The sequence below is a fragment of the Lysinibacillus halotolerans genome (assembly GCF_003711845.1).
In the GTDB taxonomy this organism is placed as follows: domain Bacteria; phylum Bacillota; class Bacilli; order Bacillales_A; family Planococcaceae; genus Ureibacillus; species Ureibacillus halotolerans.
In genome coordinates this window covers 1-7,081 of the sequence record NZ_RHLQ01000084.1, presented here as the reverse complement: position 1 = coordinate 7,081, position 7,081 = coordinate 1, and the positions used below count along the sequence as shown (strand labels likewise).

Below are 7,081 nucleotides of genomic sequence, written 5' to 3'. Positions count from 1 at the left end.
GAATGCGCATGTGATCCAAATCGTCGAAAACTATATAAAATATTATAACAATATCCGTATTCAAACGAAACTAAACAGCCAATCGCCGGTTAAATACCGTCAACTAACTGTAAAGTAGGGTATTTTCTTATTGTCTCAAAAATGATGGTCAGTACCAATGCTAAGAGAGCAGATTTTTTTATTTATTGGATTTGTATACTGTTTATCTTTTCTTTAAAATCATTTCAATTAGTTCGTCTCGATCGATTAAATACACGTCGTTTGTTTCGGCTAATTTCTCTGCTTGTCTTGTAAAATAGCTGTTCGTTATAACCCATGCTTCGGTCGCATCATACATTTTCAATGAACCGATAATTTCTTGTACAGCCTTTACACCAACAGAACCGGAATAGCGTTTAGCTTGGACGGCGATAATATCATCTCGATCTTCAAGAATTAAATCTGCACCGTAATCACTTGAAGCCTTTGTATAGGAAACTTTATATCCACGCTTTTGGAAGAGGTGACCTAAAAATTCCTCAAATTCTTCACCGGTCATTTCATCGATTTCCTTAATACCAGCTTTTCTTAATCTGGCATAACCCCGTGTCTTCCGCCAAATTTTAAAACTAATAATTAAGAGAAGAAAAAGGATTATCGCAAAAATTGCTCCATTAAACGTATTTGTATAGTACCATCCTAAATATCCAATAATCGCAAGGATGATAATGGGAAATATTCTAATTTGTTTTTTCTTTTTTTCTTTGCGCTTTCGCAAAATGGTTAACCCCTTTTATGTAACAATTTATATCATTGTAACATAAAAGGGGTACGTATGTTTGTATAGTGTGCTATAAATAGCGATCTTTTGCACTAATATAAGCAGAAATACATAAAACGATGGAAACGATAATAAATAAACCATTCGGTACATACCAACTATTGGCCATATCATGTAAAAATCCGAATAATACTGGTCCTATAGCTGCAAGTAAATAGCCAATTGATTGGGCAAATCCGGATATTTGGGCAGCCTCATAAGCGGTTTTTGTACGTAATGTAAATAACATGACGACGGTACCAAAGGACGCGCCTCCACCTAGTCCAATTAAGATCATCCATAGTATAGTGAAATTAGTAAATTCAAAAAATACGCCGAAAAAGCCTACAATATAAAACGAAGTGAAAAGGATAACGATGGGCCGTTGAGAGCGTAATTTCTCAGCAATGATAGGAATAAGGAATGTCATTGGAATTTGAGACATTTGCATTACAGAAGTCATCCATCCGGCTTTGTCTGCACTAAAGCCTTGGGAGATTAAAATTTCTGGTAACCAAGCAGCAGAACAGTAAAAAATAAGGGACTGTAAACCCATGGAAACAGCAATAGCCCATGCCAACGGAGATTTCCAAAGTTTGGTAGATTCACTCTTTGTTGTACCATTTTTAGAAATGTTATTTAAATCAACTTTTTCTCCACGGAGAAGGGGAATCCAAGTGATTAAAGTGATCAATGTTAAGACGATGGGACCAGCTAATGCACCTTGCCAACCGACGTTTGAATTTGCCGCAATTGGATTGCTAATGCCTAGGGCTACAGCTGCCGAAATATTCATTGAAACAGTGTAGATACCCGTTAATAAACCGATGTGAAAAGGAAATTTCATTTTAAAAAAACTTGGAAATAATACATTTCCAAAAGCGATTGCAACACCGATTAAAACGGTTCCGATAATTAAAAGGGATGTACTTCCAACGGAACGTAAAATAATACCAATGGTTAGTAATATGATGGAGTAAAATAAAGTCCATTCCATGCCGAATTTACGGGAAATGCGTGGAACAAAGGGTGAAACAAAGGCAAAGGCTAAAAGGGGAATAGTTGTCAAAAAGCCGGCCAATACATTGGATATCCCAAGACTATCCCGAATAAATGAAATAATAGGGCCAACCCCAGTTAAAGGTGTTCTTAATGTACTTGCGAAAAAAATAATTGCGACGACAAAAAGTATCGTATTGGTATGTAGTTTTTTTTCTCGATGGGAAATTTTATTTGTAGTCATTTTTGGACCCTCCAATATGTATGTGAAAATTCTACAAATTAGAAAATATAAATTTTTATGTTAAACTATGAAACGAGCTAATTTTTATCATACAACTTCTACCAGGTTTATGGTAGTGTGATGAAAGTTAAAAATGCCATCCTTAAGTGATGGCTGTTATTTTTTAAACATGTAAGTTTGTAATCGAATTATTGTACATACTGTATGTATGCGTATATTAAAGGAGATTTTCAACATGAGTGACAAAGAATCAAAACAAAATCAGCCTGAACTAAAAAGGGCTTTGAAAAGTCGTCATATAACCATGATTTCCCTTGGGGGAACTATCGGGACTGGCTTGTTTTTAGCAAGTGGAGCTTCCATAGCTCAAGCTGGTCCAGGTGGAGCGCTAATTGCATATGCTCTTATTGGTATAATGGTTTATTTCCTTATGACAAGTCTAGGGGAGATGGCCGCGTACATGCCGACATCTGGTTCATTTAGTACATATGCAACGGAATTTGTAGATCCGGCCTTCGGATTTGCCATGGGTTGGAATTATTGGTATAACTGGGCGATAACAATTGCAGCGGAAATCTCCGCCGTAACCCTCATTATGAAATTTTGGTTTCCAAATAGTTCTTCCGCTCTTTGGACGGTACTTTTTATAATTATCATTTTAACTTTTAACTTATTATCCGTTAGAGCCTATGGTGAAAGTGAATATTGGTTTGCCATGATCAAAGTGGCAACGGTTATTGTCTTTATCGTTGTTTCGTTTTTAATGATTTTTGGCATTTTAGGTGGTCATGATCCATTAGGATTTGAAAACTTTTTTGTTGGAGATGCGCCTTTTAATGGTGGATTCCTTGCTATTTTCGGTATCTTTTTAGCGGCAGGATTCTCATTCCAAGGAACTGAACTTTTAGGAATTACTGCTGGGGAAACAGATGACCCTGGAAAAAACATTCCGATAGCTGTTCGTTCAGTTTTCTGGCGTATTTTACTTTTTTATATTTTAGCTATTCTTGCAATCGGATTATTAATTCCTTATACAGATTCACGCTTACTTTCTGAAGATGTGGCCGTGTCACCATTTACGTTAGTGTTCGATAAATTAGGAATTGCCTTCGCTGCTTCAGTGATGAATGCGATTATATTAACTGCCATGCTATCTGCGGGTAATTCAGGTCTTTATGCATCTTCACGTATGCTATGGCAGCTTGCAGTGGATGGAAAAGCGCCGAAAATTTTTGCAAAGTTAAGTAAGCGTGGTATTCCGGTTTATGCGTTGTTAGCTACGTTAGCAGTCGGTTGTTTAGCCTTTTTATCTTCTTTCTTTGGCGATGGTGCCGTATACATGTGGTTATTAAATGCTTCAGGTCTTTCCGGTTTTCTTGCTTGGATTGGGATTGCGATTAGTCATTATCGTTTCCGTAAGGCGTACCAATTACAAGGTCGTGATTTAAGTTTATTGCCATATAAAGCGAAGTTATACCCATTCGGACCTTTATTTGCACTTGTCGTTTGTATAATCGTTATAGTTGGACAAAATTACACTGCATTTATCGGTGGATCCATTGATTGGTATGGCGTAGCAGTTTCCTATATTGGGATACCTTTATTTTTAGCATTATGGATAGGATATAAAATCAAACATAAAACGAAGGTTGTCTCATTAAAGGATTACGATTTCGATAAATAAGAAAAATCGGCAAAATAATTTGCCGATTTTTTATTGTTTAAGGAATTAAAAATTACATCTTTAGGGAAAGACTTTCCTTGTTATAATGGACATAATAAACTAAAGTAGCGCTAAGTAAAGGATGTTGAGATATGTCAGTGTCGAAAGGATTTTTAAAAAAAATACAAAGTTGGGCAGTGGACAAAAAGTCCGATAGTATTGCGTTTTTACCTTTTCAAGGAGATGGAAACCCATACAAATCAAAGGTTTTTTTAGTAGGGGCAAAACCAGAACTTCATTTTCATTTAGATGCAGGTGATATCGAAATCTATGCAGATTCTTTAGTCGATAGCAAATTATTTCATGATGTATTCCATGACGAGATGTCCCGTGAATATAAAGGGTCTATAAACTTTGCGAAATGGGTAGAGGAACATTTGAATGCGTCAGTTACTTTATCTAGCGTAAACTGTTTTATTTCGGACCCGGATAATTTGAAGCAATTGAAAAAAAGCAAACACCCACTTTATATTCAAGGGTTTGAAGTATTTCAACAAGTGCTCAATGAATTTGAACCAAACATTTTAGTACTTCAAGGTGCCTCTGCTTATAAGTTGTTTTTAGAACAATTCCAACATCAACTAGTCGAGTTGAGAGAACAGGATATAAATGAAACAGTTGCTAATCTAGAGCGAAAGGGTGTAATAGCAAAGCTACAGCTGAACAATGGAGGCATTGTAGATGTTCTAGTGTGTCGAAGTATGGGGTATTTTGGAAAAGAAGGAAACTCCTTTGGACAGATTAAATCTACACTTATTCAGCTATTACATTAATTTATATCTAAAGAAGGAAATAAAAGGTTAAAAGGCGAACATTGTTTAGAAAATACCTTCTAATTTGTCTAATTTCCGAATAATTAGAATCGTTTTATTATTTTGCGGGTTATTGCATTTCATTTTATCCGTGTTTATAATTGGGACATTCTTAACAATCTTTACAATTAGCTTTTCTATTAAGCTATTAATATTTTCACTCATATAATGGCGAGGATATGGCTCGCAAGTTTCTACCGACTTACCGTAAATAAGTCGACTATGAGAGGCAATGTTTAGATTACGGTACCCTTATAGGGGGAATTTCGTATTCTATTAACTTTCGACATTTTACTCGAAAGACTTGTTCCACTCATAGCGGGATAAGTTTTTCGAGTTTTTTTATTTGCTCAAAAACAAAACAAGGAAGGAATTTCATTTATGCAATTACTAAAAGATAAAATCCTTAAAGAAGGACGAGTTTTATCAGAGACGGTTTTAAAGGTTGACTCCTTTTTAAATCATCAAATTGATCCTTTATTGATGAAAGAAATTGGTGAAGAATTTGCCAATCGTTATTCAGATGATGTCATTACAAAAATTTTAACGATTGAATCTTCAGGTATTGCGCCAGCTACTATGTTAGGTTTAGTCATTGGGGCACCTGTTGTTTTTGCCCGTAAAAGAAAATCATTAACTTTAGCAGACAATCTTTATTCTTCTAAAGTACATTCCTTTACAAAAAATGAAACGAATGAAATTTCAGTTTCTAGAGACTTCTTATCATCAGACGATAATGTGCTAATTATCGATGATTTTTTAGCAAACGGTGAAGCGGTAAAAGGATTATTAGATATTGCACAACAGGCAGAGGCCAATGTAATCGGAGTAGGGATTGTTATTGAAAAAGGATTCCAACAAGGTGGACAACTTTTACGCGAACAAGGCATTCGCGTTGAATCATTAGCCAATATTAAATCGTTAGCAAATGGACAAGTTGAGTTTTTTGATTAATAAAACTATTAGAAACTAAGGAGGATTTTGTTCAAATGAACAAAGCAAAAGTTGTAACGCTAGGGATTCAACATTTACTTGCTATGTATGCCGGTGCCATTTTAGTACCAATAATTATCGGTGGGGCATTAAAATTTAGTACGGAACAGATGACATATTTAGTTGCAATCGATATTTTAATGTGCGGTATCGCAACGATTGTACAAGTAATGCGCGGTAAACTTTTCGGAATTGGCTTACCAGTCGTGTTAGGTTGTACCTTTACTGCAGTAAGTCCAATTATTGCCATTGGTTCGGACAAAGGTGTGGGAGCTATTTATGGAGCGATTATTGCTTCGGGAATTATCGTTATATTAATTTCTGGGATATTCGGAAAGCTTGTGAAGTTTTTCCCGCCAATCGTTACAGGTTCTGTTGTTACAATTATCGGGATCTCCTTAATTCCGGTGGCGACGAATAATATGGGTGGTGGGCAAGGAGCGGCTGATTTCGGTTCTGCATCAAACATTACTTTGGCTATCCTTACGTTAATTATTATTTTACTCATTTATCGTTTCACTACTGGATTCATCCGTTCTATTTCCATTCTATTAGGTTTAGTAGTTGGTACAATTATTGCTGCCTTTTTAGGGAAAGTTGATTTCTCTCCAGTAAATGAGGCATCTTGGTTACATATGGTCGAACCGTTCTATTTTGGAACACCAACCTTTGATGTAAGTGCTATTATTACGATGACCCTTGTTGCAATGGTTTCTTTAGTAGAGTCATCAGGAGTTTACTTTGCGTTAAGTGATATTACGAAAACGCCAATTAATTCTAAGGATTTATCTCGCGGATACCGTTCTGAAGGTTTAGCTTCCATTATTGGAGGAATTTTTAATGCATTTCCATATACAACGTTTTCCCAAAATGTCGGGTTAATCAAAATGACAGGGGTAAAAGAACGAAGAGTTATTTTTGTAACAGGAATTTTACTCGTATTATTAGGATTCTTACCAAAAGTAGCTGCACTGACTACAATTATTCCAACAGCTGTTTTAGGTGGTGCGATGCTGGCGATGTTCGGTATGGTAGTAACGCAAGGGATTGCGATGTTAGCTCCTGAAATTATGCGCTCACCAGAGAATGCAATGGTAGCTGCTATTTCCATCGGTCTTGGTGGGGGAGTAATTATGGTACCTGAAATCTTTGCGGTATTACCATCTAGTATTTCCGTTTTAACATCCAACGGAATTGTTTGCGGATCGATTACAGCTATTATTTTGAACATTGTGTTTAACATGATTGGGATAAAAAAAGAGGATCCAATGCATACGCAAACAATAAAAGTAGATTAGTAGAAGAGGGCGACCCTAAAATTGAACTGAACCCTATAAAGTAGACAGTTTAATTAAAAGGGAGTTCGCCACCTATTTTAAGCGGCGATTAGATGGCTTCGGTATGCTACCGGAGTCATCTTCTTTAATGTCCATTGTTTTCTTGCAGTATTGTAGTAATCCATATAATTTTCTACTATGTATTTCAAATCTTTTAAGCTCTCAGCTTCTTTG

General features: G+C 36.0%; 8 protein-coding genes and 1 riboswitch. Of the genes, 5 read left to right on the top strand and 3 right to left on the bottom strand.

The genetic code is table 11. The features are described 5' to 3' along the window. Window positions 1-118, top strand: a 118-nt coding sequence (locus tag EC501_RS17925) for an IS3 family transposase (RefSeq protein ID WP_148037832.1), incomplete at its 5' end; no start/stop codon positions are given. 84 nt (window positions 119-202) lie between these two features. Here the strand turns inward: EC501_RS17925 and EC501_RS17920 are convergent. Together EC501_RS17920 and EC501_RS17915 are read right to left on the bottom strand one after the other, a co-directional pair. Beyond that, on the bottom strand, window positions 203-757 hold the full coding sequence (locus EC501_RS17920) for a restriction endonuclease (protein WP_122973701.1): 555 nt from the start codon (window positions 755-757) through the stop codon (window positions 203-205). 73 nt (window positions 758-830) lie between these two features. Further along, complete coding sequence (locus EC501_RS17915; RefSeq protein ID WP_122973700.1) at window positions 831-2,042, bottom strand: CynX/NimT family MFS transporter; 1,212 nt, start codon at window positions 2,040-2,042, stop codon at window positions 831-833. Window positions 2,043-2,277: 235 nt separating this feature from the next. On the opposite strand from EC501_RS17915, the gene EC501_RS17910 reads away from it, so the two are divergent. The 4 genes from EC501_RS17910 to EC501_RS17895 all read left to right on the top strand — a co-directional run bounded on the left by EC501_RS17910 (window position 2,278) and on the right by EC501_RS17895 (window position 6,868). After that, window positions 2,278-3,726, top strand: coding sequence for an amino acid permease (locus EC501_RS17910; protein ID WP_122973699.1), 1,449 nt, complete (start codon window positions 2,278-2,280; stop codon window positions 3,724-3,726). Between the two features lie 131 nt (window positions 3,727-3,857). Next, window positions 3,858-4,538: a hypothetical protein gene (locus tag EC501_RS17905; RefSeq protein WP_122973698.1), complete on the top strand. Its 681-nt coding sequence runs from the start codon at window positions 3,858-3,860 to the stop codon at window positions 4,536-4,538. A 180-nt stretch (window positions 4,539-4,718) separates the two neighbouring features. After that, window positions 4,719-4,820, top strand: a riboswitch (purine riboswitch). A gap of 138 nt (window positions 4,821-4,958) precedes the next feature. Beyond that, window positions 4,959-5,531, top strand: a complete 573-nt coding sequence (locus EC501_RS17900) for a xanthine phosphoribosyltransferase (protein ID WP_122973697.1) — start codon at window positions 4,959-4,961, stop codon at window positions 5,529-5,531. Between the two features lie 35 nt (window positions 5,532-5,566). Next, window positions 5,567-6,868, top strand: a complete 1,302-nt coding sequence (locus tag EC501_RS17895; RefSeq protein WP_122973696.1) for a nucleobase:cation symporter-2 family protein — start codon at window positions 5,567-5,569, stop codon at window positions 6,866-6,868. A 77-nt stretch (window positions 6,869-6,945) separates the two neighbouring features. Here the strand turns inward: EC501_RS17895 and EC501_RS17890 are convergent. Then, window positions 6,946-7,081: IS3 family transposase (locus EC501_RS17890; RefSeq protein WP_148037844.1), on the bottom strand; the 136-nt coding region annotated here is incomplete at its 5' end.